Annotated in this window: 22 protein-coding genes and 1 tRNA gene; 6 read left to right on the forward strand and 17 right to left on the reverse strand. The window is 56.3% G+C overall.

Features of this window, described 5'->3' with window-relative positions:
- The first annotated feature begins 49 nt into the window (after positions 1–49).
- Positions 50–970, forward strand: a complete 921-nt coding sequence (locus tag PH605_RS03295) for a DUF1499 domain-containing protein (RefSeq protein ID WP_080856050.1) — start codon at positions 50–52, stop codon at positions 968–970.
- 257 nt (positions 971–1,227) lie between these two features.
- Here PH605_RS03295 and PH605_RS03300 read toward each other — a convergent pair whose 3' ends face one another.
- Positions 1,228–2,136 carry an MBL fold metallo-hydrolase gene (locus tag PH605_RS03300; protein ID WP_142843943.1) on the reverse strand — a complete coding sequence of 303 codons (909 nt, stop codon included), beginning with the start codon at positions 2,134–2,136 and terminating at the stop codon, positions 1,228–1,230.
- 202 nt (positions 2,137–2,338) lie between these two features.
- Here PH605_RS03300 and PH605_RS03305 point away from each other — a divergent pair.
- The 3 genes from PH605_RS03305 to PH605_RS03315 all read left to right on the forward strand — a co-directional run bounded on the left by PH605_RS03305 (position 2,339) and on the right by PH605_RS03315 (position 3,747).
- A tRNA-Gln gene (locus PH605_RS03305) sits at positions 2,339–2,413 on the forward strand.
- A gap of 139 nt (positions 2,414–2,552) precedes the next feature.
- Positions 2,553–2,825, forward strand: a complete 273-nt coding sequence (locus PH605_RS03310; protein ID WP_142843942.1) for a large ribosomal subunit protein bL28 — start codon at positions 2,553–2,555, stop codon at positions 2,823–2,825.
- A gap of 169 nt (positions 2,826–2,994) precedes the next feature.
- On the forward strand, positions 2,995–3,747 hold the full coding sequence (locus tag PH605_RS03315) for a S1 family peptidase (protein WP_142843941.1): 753 nt from the start codon (positions 2,995–2,997) through the stop codon (positions 3,745–3,747).
- Between the two features lie 15 nt (positions 3,748–3,762).
- On the opposite strand, the gene PH605_RS03320 is transcribed toward PH605_RS03315, so the two are convergent.
- Complete coding sequence (locus PH605_RS03320) at positions 3,763–4,089, reverse strand: sunset domain-containing protein (protein WP_142843940.1); 327 nt, start codon at positions 4,087–4,089, stop codon at positions 3,763–3,765.
- Between the two features lie 427 nt (positions 4,090–4,516).
- On the opposite strand from PH605_RS03320, the gene PH605_RS03325 reads away from it, so the two are divergent.
- Positions 4,517–4,924, forward strand: a complete 408-nt coding sequence (locus tag PH605_RS03325) for a type II toxin-antitoxin system death-on-curing family toxin (RefSeq protein ID WP_161987659.1) — start codon at positions 4,517–4,519, stop codon at positions 4,922–4,924.
- Positions 4,925–4,987: 63 nt separating this feature from the next.
- Complete coding sequence (locus tag PH605_RS03330; protein ID WP_142843938.1) at positions 4,988–5,467, forward strand: hypothetical protein; 480 nt, start codon at positions 4,988–4,990, stop codon at positions 5,465–5,467.
- Positions 5,468–5,618: 151 nt separating this feature from the next.
- Here the strand turns inward: PH605_RS03330 and PH605_RS03335 are convergent, their stop codons facing one another.
- From PH605_RS03335 to PH605_RS03405, 15 genes are all read right to left on the reverse strand, one after another.
- Positions 5,619–5,765 carry a hypothetical protein gene (locus PH605_RS03335; RefSeq protein WP_161987657.1) on the reverse strand — a complete coding sequence of 49 codons (147 nt, stop codon included), beginning with the start codon at positions 5,763–5,765 and terminating at the stop codon, positions 5,619–5,621.
- A 732-nt stretch (positions 5,766–6,497) separates the two neighbouring features.
- Entirely contained in the window at positions 6,498–9,212 is a 2,715-nt protein-coding gene (locus tag PH605_RS03340) for a D-alanyl-D-alanine carboxypeptidase family protein (RefSeq protein ID WP_142843937.1), read from the reverse strand.
- Between the two features lie 12 nt (positions 9,213–9,224).
- Positions 9,225–10,859 (reverse strand): terminase large subunit, encoded by a 1,635-nt coding sequence (locus PH605_RS03345; protein ID WP_142843936.1) that lies wholly within the window; start codon positions 10,857–10,859, stop codon positions 9,225–9,227.
- Positions 10,859–11,251: a P27 family phage terminase small subunit gene (locus tag PH605_RS03350; RefSeq protein ID WP_142843935.1), complete on the reverse strand. Its 393-nt coding sequence runs from the start codon at positions 11,249–11,251 to the stop codon at positions 10,859–10,861. Before PH605_RS03350 ends, PH605_RS03345 begins: the two co-directional genes overlap by 1 nt.
- Entirely contained in the window at positions 11,248–11,565 is a 318-nt protein-coding gene (locus tag PH605_RS03355; protein WP_142843934.1) for a phage head closure protein, read from the reverse strand. The genes PH605_RS03350 and PH605_RS03355 overlap by 4 nt, the downstream gene beginning before the upstream one ends.
- Entirely contained in the window at positions 11,562–11,993 is a 432-nt protein-coding gene (locus PH605_RS03360; protein ID WP_237680902.1) for a DUF3168 domain-containing protein, read from the reverse strand. The genes PH605_RS03355 and PH605_RS03360 overlap by 4 nt, the downstream gene beginning before the upstream one ends.
- A complete protein-coding gene (locus PH605_RS03365; protein ID WP_142843932.1) occupies positions 11,990–12,415 on the reverse strand; it encodes an HK97-gp10 family putative phage morphogenesis protein in 426 nt (141 codons plus the stop codon). Before PH605_RS03365 ends, PH605_RS03360 begins: the two co-directional genes overlap by 4 nt.
- Positions 12,405–12,707 carry a head-tail connector protein gene (locus PH605_RS03370; protein ID WP_142843931.1) on the reverse strand — a complete coding sequence of 101 codons (303 nt, stop codon included), beginning with the start codon at positions 12,705–12,707 and terminating at the stop codon, positions 12,405–12,407. The genes PH605_RS03365 and PH605_RS03370 overlap by 11 nt, the downstream gene beginning before the upstream one ends.
- Positions 12,704–13,474 carry a hypothetical protein gene (locus PH605_RS03375; protein WP_142843930.1) on the reverse strand — a complete coding sequence of 257 codons (771 nt, stop codon included), beginning with the start codon at positions 13,472–13,474 and terminating at the stop codon, positions 12,704–12,706. Before PH605_RS03375 ends, PH605_RS03370 begins: the two co-directional genes overlap by 4 nt.
- The gene (locus tag PH605_RS03380) at positions 13,471–13,812 is read right to left on the reverse strand and encodes an HNH endonuclease (RefSeq protein ID WP_142843929.1); all 342 of its coding nucleotides are present in this window, start codon (positions 13,810–13,812) and stop codon (positions 13,471–13,473) included. The genes PH605_RS03375 and PH605_RS03380 overlap by 4 nt, the downstream gene beginning before the upstream one ends.
- On the reverse strand, positions 13,809–14,426 hold the full coding sequence (locus tag PH605_RS03385) for a hypothetical protein (RefSeq protein WP_142843928.1): 618 nt from the start codon (positions 14,424–14,426) through the stop codon (positions 13,809–13,811). Before PH605_RS03385 ends, PH605_RS03380 begins: the two co-directional genes overlap by 4 nt.
- Before the next feature lie 3 nt (positions 14,427–14,429).
- A complete protein-coding gene (locus PH605_RS03390; protein WP_142843927.1) occupies positions 14,430–16,001 on the reverse strand; it encodes a phage major capsid protein in 1,572 nt (523 codons plus the stop codon).
- The gene (locus PH605_RS03395; RefSeq protein ID WP_142843926.1) at positions 15,998–16,336 is read right to left on the reverse strand and encodes a gene transfer agent family protein; all 339 of its coding nucleotides are present in this window, start codon (positions 16,334–16,336) and stop codon (positions 15,998–16,000) included. The genes PH605_RS03390 and PH605_RS03395 overlap by 4 nt, the downstream gene beginning before the upstream one ends.
- Positions 16,333–17,463: a phage portal protein gene (locus PH605_RS03400; RefSeq protein ID WP_237680900.1), complete on the reverse strand. Its 1,131-nt coding sequence runs from the start codon at positions 17,461–17,463 to the stop codon at positions 16,333–16,335. Before PH605_RS03400 ends, PH605_RS03395 begins: the two co-directional genes overlap by 4 nt.
- Before the next feature lie 208 nt (positions 17,464–17,671).
- Positions 17,672–19,477 (reverse strand): site-specific integrase, encoded by a 1,806-nt coding sequence (locus PH605_RS03405; protein ID WP_142843924.1) that lies wholly within the window; start codon positions 19,475–19,477, stop codon positions 17,672–17,674.
- Between the last annotated feature and the right edge of the window lie 455 nt (positions 19,478–19,932).

Raw genomic sequence — 19,932 nt, forward strand, 5'->3', positions numbered from 1 at the left:
TCGGGTGCAACGCTTTTTAGCCAATGCGATCTAACGGATATCCGCTTTCATGACTGTGCGTTTCGTCCGGCCTTTTTCGGTTGCAGCCTATCTTTCCCGCTATCTGGGTCTTGCGGCGCTTGTGCTGTTTCTCATCGCCGCCGGCATTCATCGTTTCGGGCCGCTGACGACGCCAGATTTTGTCGGTCTCCTCATTATCGCCGCTGGCATCGCTCTCGCGGCCGTACTTCTGGCGTTGATCGGGCTTGAGCGGCTGTGGACAAAGGGCGCACGCGGCGGCCTTTCGGCGCTGGCGGCGCTGCTTCTCTCGGCCCTGCCGCTCGGCGTGGTCGGTTACGGCGCTTTTCTTTATTGGCAGCAGCCGAAGATTTACGACATCTCCACCGATCTCACCGACGTGCCGGAATGGCTGGTGACGCCCGCCGCCAACCAGCAATGGCTGGTGCGGCCCGCGACTATCACCAAGGAAGACCGCGACGCGCAAACCGAAGCCTATGCCAGCCTCGCCGGCCGCCGTTATGAAGGCGCAATCGACCGCATCTACGCCGCCGCCAAAAAAATGGCCGCCGCCCAGAATATCCGCATCGCTCACACGAAGGGCGTGATCGGGGCGGAAGATGCGCCCTCCGTCGGCGTTCCGGAGCAGGACAGGACGCAGCCTTCGGAAGAAGGGCCGGTCGAGGATCTGCCCTCCATCGTGCCGGTGCCCATGGCCCGCCCGACGGACGCGCCTTTGCCCACCTTCTTTAACGGTAGCGGCGTGGTGCTGATGCAGGGCGAAACCCGCACGCGCATCTGGGGCCTGCGTTTCGATATCCTCATCCGCCTCAAGGAAGAGGCCGAAACCACCATCGTCGATGTCCGCGTCGCCTCCCGCTACGGCCCGCACGATCTCGGCATGGGCGCTGCGATTGCCGAAGCCTATCTCGATGCGCTGGATGCGGAGATGCAGGGGTTGAACGACAATTGATGTGTAGCTGACGCTACGCTTTCATTTCGATGAGAAACGAGAGTGTGCCGCCTGTTTCTTCTCCCCGAGGGGGAGAAGGTGGCCCGAAGGGCCGGATGAGGGGGAGCCCTCTCCGAACACATCTACCCTTGCCCCCTCATCCCGCTGCCGCGGACTTCTCCCCCTCGGGGAGAAGAAACAAGTGGCATCCGCTCGGTCTCCATCCAACGGGGCGGCGAACGACGAAAGCATCTCGATAATTAGCGCCTCAAAACCTGTCAGGCCGGAAAATACTCACCCAGCAGCGAAGGCGCACCATCCGTGTGTACCTCGCCCTTTTCGATCAGGTCTTCGATATGCGCCAGCACGGAAAGTGCAGCCGCGCCATGCAGGCGCTTGTCGGTGCTGGCGTAGATCACCTTCACCATATCGGCGATCAGCCGGTCGCCTTCGCGGATACGCTTCAGAACCGCCTTTTCCCGCATGCGGCGATGGGCGCGCAAGCCCCGCATGAAGGCGGCGGGATCGGTGACCGGGCCGCCATGGCCGGGCAGGAACAGCCGGTCGTCGCGGGTCAGCAGCCGTTCCAGCGAGGCCATGTAATCGCTCATCGCCCCATCCGGCGGCGCGACGATGGTGGTGGCCCAGGCCATCACATGATCGGCGGAAAAGACGATACCGCTGCCATCAAGCGCGAAGGCGGCGTGGTTGGCCGTGTGTCCCGGCGTATGCAGCGCGGTAAGCCGCCACCCGTCGCCGGAAAGGCTTTGGCCGTCGCCAAGCGCGATATCGGGCACAAAAGCCGTATCGGAACTTTCGGCAAAGGGGTTTGTCTCACCCGTGTGCAGCGGGCGGGCGGCACGGTGTGGACCCTCGGCCACCGTTATCGCCCCGGTCGCCTCCTTCAGTCGCCGGGCAAGCGGCGAGTGATCGCGGTGCGTATGGCTGACGAAGATATGGGTGACCTCGCGGCCCGTCAGCGCCGCCATCAGCGCCTGAAAATGCGCCTCATCCTCCGGGCCCGGATCGATGACGGCGACGGAACGGTCGCCGACAATATAGGAGTTGGTGCCATGGAAGGTGAAGGCGGAGGGATTGTTGACGGTGATGCGCTGGATCAGCGGAGCGACAGGAACCGCCTCGCCATAGGCCGGCTGAAAATCGAGATCGAATGCCGGGTCCGCCATCGAGACCTCCTGAAAAATGCCATGCCAGCTTGAGCCGCAGCCTCAACCGCGCCATCGCCAAGCCCTAACATGCGAACTTCGCCACGGCACCCAAAAAGCTTGAATTTTGTGAAAAAATAAGTCGCCGGGTCATTGCCGGGCCGGGCAGGCTTTGCTAATCAGGCGCGGTTCAGGCAGCGGCGTTTCGCCATCGCTGCCCTGTTGGGGCGTCGCCAAGCGGTAAGGCACCGGTTTTTGGTACCGGCATTCCCAGGTTCGAATCCTGGCGCCCCAGCCATCACATTATTATTCAATAAAATCAATTACTTAGTGAATATTAGAAAAAGCTAAGTGTTACAGTCTTGCGGCTAGTCCACACGGCCTTTTTTTCTGCTGAAGCTGCGGATAGACTTGCAGCAAGATGGAGGATGATTCTCATGAACGATAAGGTATGTGATTGTTGCGGTAAGGCAGCGGTAAATTCCATTCAGATTATGACGGGTGCTAATGTTCCATTGAATAAGACAAGGCGAAATTATTTGCCTAGTCTGACGAACCGCAATGCGATCGATGAAGGTGTTAGCCCCGGTAGACTTGAAGAGTTACCATTGTGCGCTCCTTGTATGCGAACAGTTGAAGATAATTTCCGTGCTACCATCCTTTATCTTAAATCTGAAAATGAACGCTTGAACATCCAAGAAGCCGGATGATCCAGTCTACAGGCCGTGGGACGAGTGTAGCGAGACACAAGCTGTGAAATTGTCGTGGCTAGATAAATTCAAAAAAAATAGAGGGCGGAAGCCCCCGCGTATTTTGCCGCCTCTCGAAGGGACCGATCTCCCGGATTTTTATCAGATCACGGACGATAACGGAAACATCTTGGATGATCCAACACGCATGATCGTGCCGTTGTTTTCGTTTCCTACTAAGCCGGACGATAAGACCAGAATGCTAGGCACTGGCTTCTTTATCGCGCCACGCCTCATCGTTACGGCGAAGCACGTTGTGGATGAGGTTCTAGATCGTGACGCGCCCGACAGGATTGTGCGGCAGAAGTCAGCATTAGTAACGATGGTGCGAAATGCAGGAGATTCGGGTTTTGAATTACGACGCATTCATACCGTAAGCACGGTGGATGGGTGTGACGTTGCTATTGGCCAAGTTGACGCAGGTTCGAAATCGGAGAAGTGCGCGCCTTTGCGCATATCTAAAGCTGAAGCCGGGGAAATGGTTTTCACTTATGCATATCCCAATACCGAAATTGTTGAGCGTCATGGGAAGCAAGAGCTTGTAACAAACCCTGCATTCTATCGTGGCGAGGTCGTCGAATACTATCCGGAAGGGCGTGACAAGCGCATGCTATCGTGGCCTTCATATCAAGTGGATTTTCACATGCATCCCGGAGCTAGCGGTGGTCCGGTATTTGATCGTTCAGGGTTTGTGATCGGAATAAATTGCAGCAGCTTTGATCCCGACCGAAATATCGCATTCGTAACCGATATCGAAAATATAAAGCACGCGGTGGTATCCAAAGTTATAATTGAGGACCAGCCACCAATGAATATGACTATTGGAGAGATGATAAGCAAAGGTTACATCGATCCATTCCCGCAACTCAGAGAGCAATCCTGAAGTTCAGTATTTTGACTACTTGCCAGCCTTGCGCCATCCAGCAGCACGCGCTTCTTCTTCTGAGCAAAACCAGCGCTCCCCATATTGTGGGCTGATTTTGGTGGACGCGTAATATTCTTGGCCGGGAACGTGATAGATGCGCTCCCGGCTGCTGATGCTGATATTACCCTTGATGTTGCAATTTTTCGCGGGCGGTGCGACCTGTGCGACTAGATCACCAACACTGTAATAACCAGCCGCACCAATCATAAGTGCGCCTGCCATAAGGCCGGGAACAGCTTTTATTGTTGAGTTGAAACGATTTTGCTTCTTTGGCTTCAAATACTGGCGAGGGTTGCGCATTAATTTCCTCCGTTCCCGTATGGGTAGCGGAAGGCGATGCATACACTATTTCCTAAATTGCTAAAATGCCCAGTATCCGCTAAATTAATTTCGGTTCGGAAGCACGATTGTTCATTATTGGCCGGACAACTCACAATGCCCCTTCACGATGAAGCGGATTTGACGTTGCTAAAAACGCTACGATGGATTATTAAAGTAATCCTCGGTAAATATTATCTACTAATGTCCACCTTGAATTAGGGGAACGTTGAGTGGATTTTTTCGTTTACCGTCCTAGATATGGAGGCTGCAACGATGAGCGCCGTAAAAGTCATAAATGTTAGTGAGAATCGGAAAACGTTTGACGTGCGTCCTTCGCAGACGCCTGTTGATTACGACAACCTGATTTCGGCAGCTATGATCCGCTTCCCAAAGGTTCATGCTATCCTTGCAAAGTGAACCTATCTGGCTTCCGACTGAAGTCGTTGTAAAAATCAACATTTCTAACACAGCTGACAGTGGCGAAAACCACGCCCTGCTGTTTGCAGACAGACTAGAGGGCGCTATTATGCGCCCTCAAAATTTGTGGGCTTACGGCGACCCTGACGCCCTAAATCTCGCTGTGTCTTATATGGAAGGTATCGCGAGGGCTCATGCATTCGAGCAAGGCAACAAACGCACCGGCTTTGATGCTGGTTTCGTGTTCCTAAATGCAAATGGGTGGGACATTCATCCTGACGCCGATCACGATCTAATGGCAGTTGCGTTTATCGAACTCGTTGAGCGCACTCGCACAACTTACGAATTTGAGACCTATCTCTCAGATTACATAGTCCCCGCACCCGCTGTTGTATAATAGTTAAAGTTGCACTTCTTCTTCGTCTACCGCACAGTTTGATTCTTGGCGCGGGGGTGAGGAATGGATCAAGAGCGACTCAGGCAGATATGGCGACAAAACAAAATCCCGGTGGTTGTCCGTAGCGACGAAAAGGGCCGTAAGCTTCGTGTCCGGCTGCCGTATGCCCACGACAACCGGCAGTGGCTAAACACAGTCGGCAAGTCTTCCGTGACTTGGGTTGCTAGCGACGATTATTGGGAGCTTCCAAAAAGCTGGTTTAACGACTTCGTCAACCGGGCCTTGGAACGATACTTCAAGCTCTACGTAATCCAGCCTTATCGCGAACAGGAAAAGTGTGCCCGCAGTTGTATGGAAGCGACGGGGCATGAGTGTAATTGTTCCTGTATGGGGCGGAACCACGGCGCCGGTATAGACGGGAGTTGGTTCGAGGTATCTGAGACCTTTGCCACGCGATGGAAGGGCAGGGAAATTGCTTGCCGGCTGATGGAATCAAAGAAGCTGGGCAACCCATTACAAACCTATCTGCAAGGCCTCATCTGACTCATAGAGGGCCACCGGGAGCGTTTGTCGATTTTGGCTGTCCACCCACTCACCAAAGCCGTAACGCTCGCCAGTGAGTCTGTGTGAAGCCGGGATTGCTGCCTCATACGCAATAACAATGAACCCGCCAAACGGCGGGTTCATCAAGTCGCTAGTCTTTCCGGGGAAGGTTTTTCACCGCCTCATTGGCAATGTCGTCGCTTATACGAGCGAGGTCTTCGCGAACAACCGGAACAGGTGAGAAAAGGGCGGCGATTTTTGAAGCAATGCCTTTTAATGGGTTTTCTATAATCCTCATGGGGGTCTCCTTTTGTTTGGGATTACCCGGAGGGTGGTGAAATAAAGCTTCGTTTCGTTCTTACGCATCTTCGTCCCTAACCTATAAATCTACTAACTTCCTCTAGGAATGCAGACATAACTTTACCTAGACTTGAAGAGACGTATTACCTATCGGTTAAGCGTCTAATCAATATTGCTCTAGGAAAAGCTCTGTCTGCTGAAAAAGAACGGCGGTTCTTCCTCTGAGGCCACACGACGCCCATATGACGGGTCCGCCGGGGGAGACATTACCAAACTCGATAACCGTGTTACGGGAGGCCGGGGTCAGACTGTCGGCCTTTACATCGGACTTCCCAGACCGTTGCCGGGTCTGAGCTGGCGTAACTCCATCAAACCAGCTTGGCGATTTTGATGGAATTTACAGGTTGCAAGTTACCAGCAGAGCCTGTTCCTGCAATGTCTGACGTTACGGCTTGAAATCATCGGCGGCTATGCCAGCCTATTCAGTGGGCAGGGCAATGTCAGACGCTGCTTGAAGAGTATTATAGGTCGGAGGAAAGGCCGTTTCAATAGCGAAATACGATAATCTTCTTATGCGACATAAGAAGAATAGCAGTTTTGTTCGATTATTTTGTTTGAATCGCGATTCAATCCATTGTATATTTTTGTTGATCACAGCAGCGGCATGATGTGGTTGCTACAAAGGGCACGGCGAGGTCAGACCGCCGTGCCCTTTTATTTTGGCCGCGTGTCAGCGGCTCCGGCTGTTAGCGAAATTGCCGGGTCTCGTTTGCTTCATCATTTCGTCAGCAACCACGCCACGCATCGTTGACTCCATTTCGCGAGCCATGCGCTTTGCAAGGTCTTGGTTCTGCTCCGGCGTGCCAGAGCTACCGTTGACTGTGACGGGCGAATTGATCGTGATCACCTGCGATTGCTTTGCGCTCACGCTGCCAGAGAAGCCCGCTGAGAGCGTCGGGGCATCTGTAACATAACCACCGGCCTCAAAGCCCTTCAGCGCACCACGGTGCATCCGGTCGAGATTTTGGACGCCAAGCCGCTCCACTGCCCGTTTGCTCATGACGTATTCGCCACGATGCACCACGCCAGCCGGTTCGCTCTTACCACCGTCGCCCGTGTAGCCACCGCTTTCAAAACCGAAGAATGCGCTGAATAGGCCGCCGAGAATACCACCGAAACCACTTCCAGACGAACCGCCACCGCCCCCAAATAGACTGGCAAGCGGGCCGGTGCCGAGAAGCGCGGCTTGAAGCGCGACTTTGATCAAACTTTGGAGGACCGATTGCAAAGTCTGCTCCCATGTCGCTGTCCCGCTGATAAGGCCAGAGAGCGCATCAGTAATGGTGGAACCGAAATACAGGCCAGCCTCCGCCAGCCCTTCCTGTTTTTCGCGAAGACGCCCTGTTGCGGCTTCGGCTTGCGCCATTCCCTGCGCAAGCAGTGCGATTTCTGACCGTTGCTGTGGCGACAGGGCGATGCCTGCCCGCTGCGCTTCGGCAAGCATTTGCTGCTCATACCGGAGCGCCTGCGCCGCCTGCTCAGTCATGCGGAGCGCTTGCTGTTCGGTCCCCTGCGCTTGCGTGTATTCCCGTGCGCCCTGCGTGATCTGACCGTATGCATCACTCTGGCGCGTAGCTGCCTGCGTAAGCCGGTCGATTTCGGCGGCGGTTTCCTTGGATCGGGCGCTGGCGTCTTCGATGTGCCACGGCTCGTGACCCATCGGGAAATTCAGGCCGAATTGATTAGCGTTCGCATGCACCCATTGCCGGGAAGCATCGGAACCATAGCCAAGATCGGCGGCATTTCCCCGATTGTGCTGGCTGTTGCCGGGAGGCGCAACCCATTTTCGGGCAGCTTCAGGGGAGCCATATTTCTTCAGGGCTTCAAGCCAAAGCTGTTGCTGGCGCTCCACCGAACGGAAACCGGAGTTTACCGTGACGCTGCCCTGCAATTCCTTCGGCATGCTGGCAATCATGGTGGCAAGGCGCTTTTGAAAATCCGCCTGCATTCCGGTGATATGCGATGCACCCTTGCCAGATGCCAGAACGGAAGACAGGTAGGTGGCCGGATCATCGGTTGCGCTCTTAATGTTGAGCGACGACAGCGCCCGGCCACGCATTTCATTTGCAAGCGCTACTTCGCGCCCGCCCTGCGCTTTGGAAAGTGCCGCCTGATAGACAGCCTCAACCCTAGCTTTCGCGTCGAGGTTTTGCAGTTCCTTCGCCAATTCGGGCACTTCGCCCTTCAACGCCCGCATAGCATCGGCAAAGGATTTGATGTTGGCCGTCGCCTTCGCGGCGGCGCTGTCTGTGCCGCTCATGGCATTGTTCAGATCGGTGATCGGCGGCTTTGCGCCCGCCGCTTCCTGCCCGGCGCGATAAATAAAGTTTTCGCTGTAGCCGTTGCGCCGGTCCAGCACGTCCCGAAGGCGCATGGCTTCCGTGGTGAGTTCTTCGATCTTCTGTTTCTGCCGGTCAATATTCTGACCAGTGATCGGGTCGTCGGGATCAAGCAATGCCTGTGACTGGAGATCGGCCAGAACAGCTTTCGCTTCCTGAAGATCATCGTAAACGGCGGTCAGGCCGCGTCGCACATTGCGGCTTGTCTGTTCTTCGACCCTGTTCCATCTATCGAGAAAATCATCCATCGCACCGACAAGGCCGACAACGGCCTGTTTGGTGAAGGTCGAAACGGTGGTGCCGATTTTGTTGAACTTTCGGTCCAGTTCATCGGCACGGGCGATCATTTCATCGCTCATCACCGCGCCAAGCTTGTGTGCTTCCGCAATGGTTTCCCGGATGCCGTCAGCGCCACGGGACAGAAGCTCCACGAAGCGCTCACCCCCGGTTCCGCCGAACAGTTCGTCAGCGATGCGGATTTGCGCCGCCCTGTCGAGTTGCTGCAATCGCCCGATGATTTCGACAAGCAGGGCGGAAGGGTCTTTGAGTTTTTCCTTGAGGTCGCTGGCGCTGAAGCCCAACCGCTGGAACGCTTCGGCAGCAGACCCCTTGCCGGTATAGATAAATTCATCTGCCCGGAGCGAAAGCTCCTTCATGCCGTCCGTAAGTGCATCAACGGGAATGCGCGCCTGTTCCGCGACATAGGCAAGTTCTTGGAAAGCGCGATTGGACAAACCGGCACGCTTCGCCTCACTGCCGATGCTCGCAATGCCTTTCGTGATATCAGCAACGCGCCCGATGATGGCGTCAAGTCCACCGATGGCAAGCCCGCCGATGATGCCACCGGCCAGACCTTTACCGAAAGCACCAACCGTCTTCATGGCGTTACCCATTGCCTTTTCGATACCGGAACCGGCCTTTTCGGCGTCGGTCTGCATCTGTTTAAAGCCGGTTCGGGAACGCTGTTTCTGGCGCTCCATATCCCTTTCGTATTTGTCGAAACGAGCCGCAAGGGTGACAAGCAACTGCTGGCCTTCATCTGCCATTTTTAAAAACTCCTATGCTGTGGCTTGCATCAGCCTGTCAAAATCATCTTCGGGAAGGCTAAAAATCGAGCGCTGGTTATCGTTCGCCGCTGCCCGGAAGACGGCCAGCGCCGACGCAATCGCGCCGTCAATGTGGTTGCTGTGACGGGTGCCTTTATGCATCGTGGTCAATTCGCCCGCGTTAGTGGCGCGCTTCACCACCACAGACTCAAAGTGGCTCCTCAAGATCGGGTGCGCACCGTGCCGGATGCGACGGCCATTCACGATGCGCTCAAGGTCACAAATCGGGCCGTGCATGTGCTTGGCCGTCTGCGGAAGCTGAAGAACGGTAATACCGTGATCGATGAGTTTGCCCATGAGCGGCCCGGCAAGCGAAGGGTCAAAGACGACTTCGCGCACGGCAAAGGTGCCGCAAAGGTCGATAATCTTGTCGGCAATCACGTCCGGTTCGATGACGGGGCCGTTGATGACGTTCAAAAGGCCATCGTCACGCCAGCGGGGATAAGGAACCTGCTCAACCTTGGCTTTGTCCTCCAAGCCTTCGGACGGCAGGAAGAACCACGGGTGCACCGTGATGCGGCCATCATCGTGACGCCACGCACCGACGATAGCGGTCAGGTCGCCGGAACGGGACAGGTCAACGCCAAGCCAGCACGGCAACCCTTCAAGATCGGCAAGGTCAAAGTTCGGATCGCGGCCCGCGTCATAGACGGCCATATCAAACAAGGGATCGCGGGAAGCGGCCTGCCAGAGATTCAAGTTCAACTGCTGAAACTGGTAACGGGCGGGCGGGCTGTTCTCCGCTTCCTTCAACTTGTTCCGCAAGCCGACAATGTTCGGGAAGCCGTAAGGCAGGCCGGGGTTCGCTTTCAGCCACGTCGCCTCGTCGCGCCAATCGTCGCCGGGTTCAAGCTGGAACAGGATCGGCAACACGGTCGGGTCGTCAATCTCGCCGGTCGCGACCTTGTAGGCATAATCATACTGTTCGAAGCCGAGATTATCCTGTCCACGGCCCGCCGTGGTGCAGATGATGGTGAGCGGGTCGGCCACCTTCGTCGTGCCGGAGTCTAGTGCTTCCCAGAGATCGCGGCCTTTCCACTGGTGGATTTCGTCAATGAGGATGAAGTTCGGCGTGGTGCCGTGCTGCGCCTTGCCGTCGCTGGAAATCGCCTTCAGGGTCGCGCCGTTCTGCCGGTTCAAAATACGCTTCGCGGAATTGAAGGCGTCGTTGATCTTCGTCGCGGCGACAAGGCGGCGATCCATGCGCACGATGTTCGCGGCCTCGCGGAAGCCGATACCGGCCTGTTCGCGGTCACAAGCAGCAAAGATAACCTGTCCAGCCGGGACCGCCTCAGGGCCAAGCAGATGCAAAAGCGACCATGCGGCAGCATGGCTAGTCTTGCGATTACCACGGCCAAGCATCAGAAAGACCTTCTTCACTACGCGCGTGCCATCGGGATTACGCGGGCCATAGATGCGCTTCGTCATCCGTTCGAAGGGCGTGTAAAGCTGGAATGCCCGCTTCGGCGCGGTGCTGGCAGGATGACGCAAGGCGCGAAGGAACCTCACGGCACGGTCGCCGTGGCCGAGCGGATCGTCAATCAGACTGTTATCAAAAACCCATGCCGGAAAGGCGCTCTTGCTCATCAGCGCACCATGAGCGGGTTGTCGTCGTCATCGTCATCGGCTGCGGCGCTGCCGATGCGTGCGCGTGACGTAGGCGTAAGGCCGTATTCTGCCGCTAGCTGCCGGGCCGTCTGGGCGTATCGGATTTGCAAGCCGCCGAGCTTCAGGTCAGGAACAGGCAGCGCGGCCATCGCAGATGCGATCTGCTTCACCGCGCCTTCAGCAATACAATAGTTTTCCACCCCGCCCAGATTGTCGCGGGTGATGACACCACGCTCGATGAGGCCGGGCATGATACGTTTCCACTCTGCGCGGGCATAGGCTGTGAAGTGCTTCGGCGGTGCCGGTGCTTTCGAAAGTGCTTTGCTATCGCGGGAAATGGCGGGTTTCACGCCGCGATTATGGACGCTCATTTCAGCACCTCACCGCGAAGCTCAAGGGCTTCGTAGCGACCGAGTTCCTTGATTTCCTTCAAGCCGAAGGCGTTGCCGTTGTAGGTGATGCGATCTGCCGTGGTGATTCCCGGATGATAGCGGATACGGAAAATGATGCTGCCGGTTTCCGCTTCGCCAAACCCCGTGAAGAACTCCGTGGCTGACTGCTGGATGATTTCAGCCCAAACAACGCCGACGGTTGCCCACGCCTTCACCACGTCACCGGACGGTTTCACAGTTTCGGTCTGGCGTTCGATGGTAATACGCCGATCCATTTTCCCCGCGTTGATCATTTGAGCCACCTTATCAGAGCTTCGACCGACAAGATGGAATGGCCGTATTGAGGATCGGGGTCGCGTGGGTGCCGGATGGTCGTGACCTTGAAGTGATCGCAATAGGCTCCTGCGCTCCCCATTTCGGCAGACAGATTGTATTTGGACAGGGCATCATTTACGGCGGCGGCGATCTCTTTCGCTGCGTCCTGCCCGGCATCCAGCGTCCAAACATGCAGGTCCAAAAAGACCCACGCAGCAGTCTGGGCGCGATAATCATTGCCATGCAGGGCGGTGTTGCCGTCGCTCACGATAATAGCCGGGGTCTTATCGGGTCGTGTGCTACCTGCCCGGATATGCGTCGGCGGCACAAGCGCGGTGACTTCCGACTTATTGATCAGCCGGTTGCGGATGGCGGTTTGAAGGGTGAGAACAGGTTCGATACTCATTCGCTGGTCTTTCCATTCCATGCGTCCCGGAGCGCCTTTCGGCCTGCCCGGTCGATACGTTGCTGAGCGTGTTTGCGCTGGAGCCGGAAGCCCGGCCAAAAGAAGGGCTGTGCGTCGGTTTTGCTGGTTCCGTATTCGACCAGATGCGGGTAGCGGGTATCGCTGTCGCCCACTGTGATGATGACTTCGGAAGGACCAGCGGCGCGGTTGCCGCCGGGCTGGCTATATGGCGGGGTGGACTGGCCGGGCAGTGTGACGGTGATGGAGTCCTTGAGCGCACCTGTATCTTCCGGCGCAAGGGCGCGCTGCGTGGATGCAATCGACTCTGCGGAGGTCGTCAGCGCTTTAAGCACGGCATCACGCGGGGCTTTCTTCACCCGGTCAAATGCTTTCATGAGATCGTCCAGCCCGTCATTCGCCATCGTGGAACCAACTTTCCCGGTAGTTATCGAGCGTCTGGGTGATGGTCTGGGGCGCGATCTGGCTGGAAATCCCGAACGTCGCGACGTTACGGACCTCATAATAGAAGGCCACCAACCGGAGGATTGCGACTTTCAGATCAGAGGGGAAAGGGTCAAGCTCATCAAGCGATCTGCCGATGTAGTTTGCGACATACTGTTCTGCCGCCTCAATGTAGAGCATGATCAGCGCGTCTTCCTCATGGTGATCGATGCGCATGTGCTGCTTTGCGAGATCGTGGGTGATGCCCGTCATTCCGCTGCTTCCTTTGAAAAAGTTATATTGGGCGTCTCTTGTGAAGTGCTCCCCGCGCCGGTCCCTAAACCAGCATGGAAATTGTCAGACACCCCCGGAGGGGTATTGGTGGGGTCGCCTCCGATGAGGGCTTCTTCGAGCGTGAGGCCACGGCGCTTCATGAGATTGGCAACGGTGGATTTGACTTTGCCGTGAACAGCACACCATTCCGCAAAGGTCTTGCTCTCACCATTGATGGTATGGAGCTTTGCAACGCGGCCCTTCGGAAATGACGCTGCTAGTGCTTCTTCGAGCGTCATAGTCCTGAGGCGATTGTAGAGCGCGCTGGTTTGGATACCGATGTCAGCAGCCCACTCTGTGAGCGTCTTGCTCTCGCCGTTATGGGTGTGGAGCGCGTTAGGGCGGGAGCTTTTGGTCTTCTCGCCGTAGGCAATAGCTTCCTCCATTGTCCGTTCGCTGAGCCATTTGGTGAGCGTCGTTTTTGACACGCCGATATAAGCGGCCCATTCGGTTGTCGTTTTGGTTTCACCGTTAGCGGTGTGCGTTTTTCCAATGGGCTTAGGTTTGGTGGCGATCTGATTATTCTTGAAGACTGGCAAGCGCTGGCCACGAAAGCCCGTCTTCATAGGGGTGGTGATTGCGTCTGCGATGGACATGCCACGCTCAAGGCGTGCGATGATGATGGCCGGGGTGATGCCGTAATCGAGCGCCCATTCGATAATAGGTTGCTGGATGCCTTCATGTTCAAGGATGGTTTCGGGGGTCATCGCAGGCCGCGCTCCTGCCGCTGTTTGGTGGAGCTATGGCAAGGTGTGCAAAGGGATTGCCAGTTACCGCGAAACCAGAAGAGGCGCTTGTCGCCACGGTGCGGAATGATGTGGTCAACCACGGTAGCGAGGTTCCCGCACATCCGGCAAGAGGGGTGTGCATACAGATATTCACCACGGGCTTTGCGCCACTCATGGTTATAACCGCGAAGGGCTGCTGAAGGGCGGCGGGCATCATGACGGGCGTTGCGTTCGCGCTTGGCCTTCTCCTGGCACTGGCAAAGCTGCCCGTGGGGAACAATGGTGCCACATGCGCAAATACGTGGGGGCTTGCTCATTTGCGCCTCCCGGAAGATTTGAGTGCCTGAAGTCCGGCACGGTCAAATTCAGGATCAAGGCCAGCGGCAATGTTGCGCTCTGCCTGTTCCGGGTCTGGTTCTTTCTCGTCGGAACCGCCGCCGTGAATGGCTTTCAGCTTCTCAAGGTGCGCTCGGTAGGCTCGGTCGATTTCGGTAGGTGTAGCGTTCCAAGCCTCTTTAGGCGTCCAGCCAAGCCAGCCAGTGGCACGGTCATAAAGGGCTGCGAACACTTCGGCCCATGTCACCTGCTTGCCGGTCGTGTGCAATGACTGCACACGCTTTTCAGGCGCTGGCGTCAGCATGGACACAAGTTCTGCCAACGGGGCGCGAACAGCAAGAAAGAAAGGGAAAAGCGGCCTTCGCTGCACGGCAGTCAGGAAGGCCGCTGCATTCTGGTTGCCGCTGCTTATTTCGGATACCAGAATGATTTCGGAAATGATTGTGAAGTTCAGGTCTTCCAAGGCAGCATGAAGCGCCGTAAGGCCGAAACGTTCTTCAAGGATGGTAGCAGCGCGCAATGAAGGGCGAAGGGTCACGGCGTTACCGCCATGACTGATTTCCACCTGTTCGAAAGATGCGCGCTGCGTTCTCATGGCTTAGGCCGTGATCTTGAGCTTGGCGAGAGCTTCGCCCATGATCACGCGGCCACCGACACGGCGGCGTGCATGCAGCTTGACCACGCCGTTACCAGCGCCGGTAATGTCGTCGCGGATGATGTCGAAGCCGACACGATCAGCGATGGCGTAGCCGCTGGCGAAATCACCGAAGATAATCGGGGTTTTACCGGCTGCGATGTCCGGCGCGTCCACGGCTTCATAAACCGGACGGCCCAAAAGCAGCGAAGGCTGACCTGCGGTGATACCGGGCTGCCAGATATAGGTTCCGTCGCTATCCTTGAGCTTGCGAACAACGCTCATGGTCTTGCGGTTCATCAGCCACGAGCCGTTGACCGAATAGCTCGTCTTGATGTGGTAATAGAGGTCGATCAGGGCTTCGGCATTGAAGCCTGCGGCGGTGGCAACGTCGATTTCTTCCACGTCATCCGAGTTGAGAACGCCTTCTGCCTGCGTCGTGCCGTTGCCGTTGACAAACCACGATGCTTCGATCTGGCCGAAACGGCGCGCAATGTGATTGGACAGGAAAGCGGCAAGGTCAATCTGCGCGTCTTCCAGCAGAATACGAGTGACCGGGACAGTCACGGCCATTTCGAACGGCTTCAGATCGATCTGTTCGAACGAAGGCTCATCTTCGGCAGCGCTGGCGGTTTCGGCGCGAGGTGCCGGGGTGACTTCATCGACAAGGCGCGGAAGCTGAAGCAGCGGGCCGGACATGGCGATGGTCTGGGCAAGGCCGCGAACCGGAGAGTATTCAGCCACCTTTTCGAGAATGGTGGTGGCGACGGCTTCCGGTGCGAGAATGCCGCCCGTGGAGGAACCGCCATAGGCGAGTGCCTTCACTTCGGAAGCATCGCCCGTGCGAACGAAATCCGAGAAGGCTTTGACTTCGTTGCCGTTATCGTTCGAAGCCTTGGGGTGATTGTTGTTGTCGGCGGCAGGGCGGCGGTTAAGCTTGGCCTGCATCGTAGCGATATCGTCCTTGAGCGCCTTGATTTCTTCGGCGCTTACAACCGGGTCGGCATTTGCCACCGGCTTGGTCTGCTCTGCATTTTCCATTTTGGTGCTTTCTTCTTCAACGTTGAGGGGGTGAGACTTTGTCTCGGTAATGCGAGCCTCCGGGTGGACCGGGCGCTTGCAAAGGGAGATTTCATTGATGGTGAGGGCCGTCAGAACGCGGCCACCTGCCGGACGTGCCTTTGCTTCATGAAGGCGATATCCGATGGACAGGCCGGACATGGTGCCACGCTGAAGGGCAAGCCGGGCCTGCCGGGCAGGTTCGATGCCTTCGACAAAAAGACGGCCCTTGACCTCAAGTCCCTTGTCGGTGACAGAATAGGACTCCCAGACGCCCACGACGCTTTTCTGCTCGTGCTCCACGATCATCGGGACACGGGGGGCGAAACTGAAGGCGGATGGCTCAATAAGATCGCCGTAGCTGTCAGGCTGGCCGAACGGCCAAGCGATTCCGGTCACGGTGCCGGTGTCGTCAATCGAGACTTCGGCCTTGATTTCGAGGTTGCCCGTTTCGATGGTGCTGGCGGCGGCTGTCATTCTGCCACCTGCGAGATTGCTTCATTGACGGCTTCAACGCCGAAGAAGAGGCTGGTGATAACGCCGTCTGCAACGGCAAAAACTTCGGCCAGCGGCCTGCCGATGACATAGACAGACACGAGCCGGTTAGCTTCGTCGGGGGCAGTGCCGCCGCCGATCAAGCCGAGCCGGATGATCTCGGAAACATCTGTAAAGCTGTAGCTGGTGTCGCGGAAACGGCGAAACAGTGCACCGACACCATGGCCGGTTTTCGTTTCAAGTTCGATGATCAGGTCGCGGGTCGGGAAGGCAAAGGCTTTCTCGCCGTCGCCAAAGAAGGCGCGGTGTTCCGTCATTTGGCGGGTTCCTTTTCAGGGGCCGCAACAGGCGTTGCGCCGGAGGTGGTATGGGGATTGATCAACTCGTCGCCACCGGGAAGCGGCGGCATATTGAGGATGGCGCGGGCTTCGTTGGGCGACATGACACGATTGGTGACGAGCGCCGTAATATTCGCTGTGCGCGATGCCATGTCAGCGCGCATGAGGTCATCGACAACAAATTCGAACCAATGGTCGTTCTGTTCGATCTCGGTCAGAAGGACGGTTGCAAGGGCTTCCTGCCACTTGTCGAGCCATGGCCGGAGGCAAAGCTGTAGAAAGCTTGCGCCCATCTGTTCGGCATTGGACCACGTCGCCCGCTCAAGCTGGAAAAGCAGGTGCGGTGGAACGCCGAAGACGCGGGAGATTTCGTTGATCTGTTCCAGACGGTTTTCGACATACTGGCTATCTGTCGAGGTGAGCGCCGGAGCTTCATACTTCCAGCCGCCGTCAAGAATAAGCGGATCGGCGGAAGCACCGCGCATCCACTCCCGGAAGCTCTTGCGCATGTTGGAAATGGTGGTTGCGCCGGCTTCCCCGCCCTGCGCCTTCTCATTGGAAATGATAGCGTTAGGACGTGCGCCGGAGGTGAAGAACGTTGCACCATGCTTTTCCAGAACGGATGCAAGGCCGATGGCTTCACGGCCAAACGAGATCGGGGAGCGATTGAGGAAAGAAGGAATATTAAGGATTTCGGTGTGCGAATAGTCGCGGGAGCCGCCGTTCTCGGAAACGCGATAGAACGGCGGGGCTGCGCCAAGGCTGTCTTCCATGACGGACACGGTGCCGGGCAGAAGACGGATAAGCTCAAACGGGCGTCCATCGGAATATCGCACGACACGGGCAAAGCCGTTGCCATAAATCAGGGCGTCGGATGTAAGCTGCGTGCGAATTGCGCCTGCGCCCGTCCATTCGTTCGCCCGCTTATGGACGATCTTATGGGCGGTGTGCTTGTTGGCGATTTCCTTGGCTTCCGCCTGTTCCCGGTAGAGTTTTACCGGCAGGGAGCCAATTGATTCAGAAATCAGGCGCACGGCTTGAAGAACAGCCGGAGTGTTGAGCGCTGACAAACCGCCGACGCTCACGCCGCTGGTAGTAGTGCGCACGCCAAAGATTTCTGAAACGGCAGGATCGGACAGGAGATAAGCTTTACGCTCCCCTATTCCAATCTTGTTTTTGACTTCGCTCCAAAAACCCATGTGGATAACATTCCTATTTAACTTAGGAATATTATCTCACGATAGGATTCGGATGTGAATCCTTTCAGTCAATAAAATTGATGACAATGGCGATAAATATCAAATTTATTGATGTTTACTTTGGCGAAATCGCAGAGAGGTCAAGATCGGCGTATGAAATCGCTTCAACGAGTTCCACGCGCTGCTCCAAGATGCCTTGCGGAAGGACGCCATAACCCCGTGTCACTTTGTTGCCTGTCTGGTGGCCGAAGATGTAACCGAACTGCTCGTCAAGATATCCGGCCCTGCGCATCGCATCAAAAGCGCCATGTCGGAAGCTGTAGAGCGAAATACCCCTCCCGATCTTGAGACCGATCCTTGTCAGATATCGCCCGAATTCACGGCTGAAATCAGCAATCATCTGGCCGCGCTCGTTACGTTCCGCCTTCGGAAAGAGGCGGGTTTGTCCAGCGTTCTTCATGCTGGCGTGGTATTTTATGAAGCCAAGGCGGACAAGCTCACTGTGGATCGGCACGACGCGACGGGAGCCGACGTTTTTCACGCTCTTGCCCGTTTCTTCGCCGTCATCGGTTTCGGTGATCTCCATGATCCAATGGCCGTGATCTTGGCGCACGTCAGAAACCAGAAGCTGCGCGATTTCTGCCGGGCGTGCACCTGAATACAGCATGACGAGCGGAACCCAATAACGATGATCGCGAATAAGGACGTTACCGGGTTTGCTCCAAAAGCGCGGTGCTTCATCGCTCTGGCAACCAGTGAACAGGGGAGAGGCGAACAGGGTATTCATCTGCTCGGTCGTGAAGGGGAAGACTTTCTTTTTCTTGTCCTTCGCCAGCGACATGCCATCAACCGGGTTAACATCAAGGTAGCCGTTATTCACAAGCCAGTTGCAGAACGCGCCTAGGCTGGCAAGGTATCGGTTAACTGTGCGCGGTGTCAGGACCGGCTTCTTGACGGTTTCGTTGTGCTTCACGATCTGTGACAGCTTCATACCCGCGAAGGCTTTGGTCTCGGTGGCCTTGACCGGATACTTCATCAAGAGCGCCTTCCATTCCCGGACGGCCTTCTTGTCAATTCGATGGGCAGGGCAGGTGCTGCCGACATGTTCAAGAAAATTGCCGATATCGCGCCGGGCCTGATTCAGAGTGTCGGTTGTGATCTGTTTAGGGTTTTCGGCAGCATATAGCTCAAAAAGCTCCATGATGGATTCACCGGGGGCCGCCGCTTCCCGTGCCGTGTTCGTTGCTGGCTTCACTATGGGGTCGGCAGGCGCGCCGCTATAGTCACCTTTGTCGCGCTCAAGCGTGCGTTTCAACCCCTCGATCTCGGCACGGATCATCCGTTGTGCCGTATCCTTCCAGTCCGGGTCTCTGGCATCCATAAGCAACCGATTGTCTTCGGCGTAGGCGTCAACGTGCGCCGCGACAAGGGCGGTTTCGCCTTCGGCAAGGTGTTTTTGAAGGGCGTCCAACTTCGTCCGCCGTGTCTGTTCCTCGAACTGCCGGGCGTTCTTCAGGACTTCAAGATCAAGGGTCGCATCGAATATCGTCAGCGGGTCGGTGTCCGCGATTTCGCCAGCTTTGGCGCGCTCCATGATTTTTGCTTTTTCCGCTTCTATGTCGCTGCTGGTCGGCAGAGCGTTACGGCGCTGGTCGTCGCGTTTCAAAGTCGCTTCATAGTGCTGCCAAGTCGCGACGGCTTTATCATCGGCGGTGATATCGCGGCGTGCGCGGAGGTCGTCAAACTGACGATTCCATTCTTCCACAACCGGCCACAATGCGCGCTTGGCGGTCTGCTCGTCTTTGGTGCCGAGAGCTTTCACAAGCTCCTTCTTACCCACGATCTCGACAAGATCATTAGGCACGCGGATACGTGCGTAGTAGCTTGCGCCGCGTCTGAGAAGATAACTTAACCGTGCCATAACTGCTCCACCCGGATAGTCCCTGTGTTACAGTCGTGTGTTACAACTTTTAAGAAAATATGTCAATAAATACAATAATCTAAAGGAAATCAGGGGCAATATAAAAGCTGGAAGTTGTTCCTGGCGCCCCAGCCAAATTTTCTTACCGCAGTTAAATAAAAGACTTAGACGTAGATGCGTACCTCAGTGAGTACCTCACTATGTACCCCGTTTGCGGCAAGATTTGAACTCTTTCGACCACCTATGTTGCGTGAGTGATAGTCGCCCACTTTCTGCCAAGCAGCTAGCGGCGTCATCATCGGAGGTGAGGAAGCTGGAAGCGCGCGCCGCAACCTCATTGATAAATGGTTATTGCCCGGACTACCGAAGAGTGACCTTGATACTATCGGCTGTGGATACCTGTGCGTTGCGAATATTATCGCAATATTCGTAGGATATGGTGTGCGTCTTATGCC

It is taken from the genome of Agrobacterium sp. CFBP 3001 (genome assembly GCF_027871605.1).
Lineage (GTDB): Bacteria > Pseudomonadota > Alphaproteobacteria > Rhizobiales > Rhizobiaceae > Agrobacterium > Agrobacterium leguminum.

Bases quoted from the DNA above. Each gene is read 5' to 3' on its own strand.
- PH605_RS03405 (WP_142843924.1), bottom strand. From the start codon at position 19,477: ATGGCACGGTTAAGTTATCTTCTCAGACGCGGCGCAAGCTACTACGCA.
- PH605_RS03385 (WP_142843928.1), bottom strand. From the start codon at position 14,426: ATGAGAACGCAGCGCGCATCTTTCGAACAGGTGGAAATCAGTCATGGC.
- PH605_RS03355 (WP_142843934.1), bottom strand. From the start codon at position 11,565: ATGATCAACGCGGGGAAAATGGATCGGCGTATTACCATCGAACGCCAG.
- PH605_RS03330 (WP_142843938.1), top strand. From the start codon at position 4,988: ATGGATCAAGAGCGACTCAGGCAGATATGGCGACAAAACAAAATCCCG.
- PH605_RS03365 (WP_142843932.1), bottom strand. From the start codon at position 12,415: ATGGCGAATGACGGGCTGGACGATCTCATGAAAGCATTTGACCGGGTG.
- PH605_RS03360 (WP_237680902.1), bottom strand. From the start codon at position 11,993: ATGAGTATCGAACCTGTTCTCACCCTTCAAACCGCCATCCGCAACCGG.
- PH605_RS03300 (WP_142843943.1), bottom strand. From the start codon at position 2,136: ATGGCGGACCCGGCATTCGATCTCGATTTTCAGCCGGCCTATGGCGAG.
- PH605_RS03295 (WP_080856050.1), top strand. From the start codon at position 50: ATGACTGTGCGTTTCGTCCGGCCTTTTTCGGTTGCAGCCTATCTTTCC.
- PH605_RS03340 (WP_142843937.1), bottom strand. From the start codon at position 9,212: ATGGCAGATGAAGGCCAGCAGTTGCTTGTCACCCTTGCGGCTCGTTTC.
- PH605_RS03345 (WP_142843936.1), bottom strand. From the start codon at position 10,859: ATGAGCAAGAGCGCCTTTCCGGCATGGGTTTTTGATAACAGTCTGATT.
- PH605_RS03390 (WP_142843927.1), bottom strand. From the start codon at position 16,001: ATGACAGCCGCCGCCAGCACCATCGAAACGGGCAACCTCGAAATCAAG.
- PH605_RS03380 (WP_142843929.1), bottom strand. From the start codon at position 13,812: ATGAGCAAGCCCCCACGTATTTGCGCATGTGGCACCATTGTTCCCCAC.
- PH605_RS03375 (WP_142843930.1), bottom strand. From the start codon at position 13,474: ATGACCCCCGAAACCATCCTTGAACATGAAGGCATCCAGCAACCTATT.
- PH605_RS03370 (WP_142843931.1), bottom strand. From the start codon at position 12,707: ATGACGGGCATCACCCACGATCTCGCAAAGCAGCACATGCGCATCGAT.
- PH605_RS03320 (WP_142843940.1), bottom strand. From the start codon at position 4,089: ATGCGCAACCCTCGCCAGTATTTGAAGCCAAAGAAGCAAAATCGTTTC.
- PH605_RS03335 (WP_161987657.1), bottom strand. From the start codon at position 5,765: ATGAGGATTATAGAAAACCCATTAAAAGGCATTGCTTCAAAAATCGCC.
- PH605_RS03310 (WP_142843942.1), top strand. From the start codon at position 2,553: ATGAACGATAAGGTATGTGATTGTTGCGGTAAGGCAGCGGTAAATTCC.
- PH605_RS03395 (WP_142843926.1), bottom strand. From the start codon at position 16,336: ATGACGGAACACCGCGCCTTCTTTGGCGACGGCGAGAAAGCCTTTGCC.
- PH605_RS03350 (WP_142843935.1), bottom strand. From the start codon at position 11,251: ATGAGCGTCCATAATCGCGGCGTGAAACCCGCCATTTCCCGCGATAGC.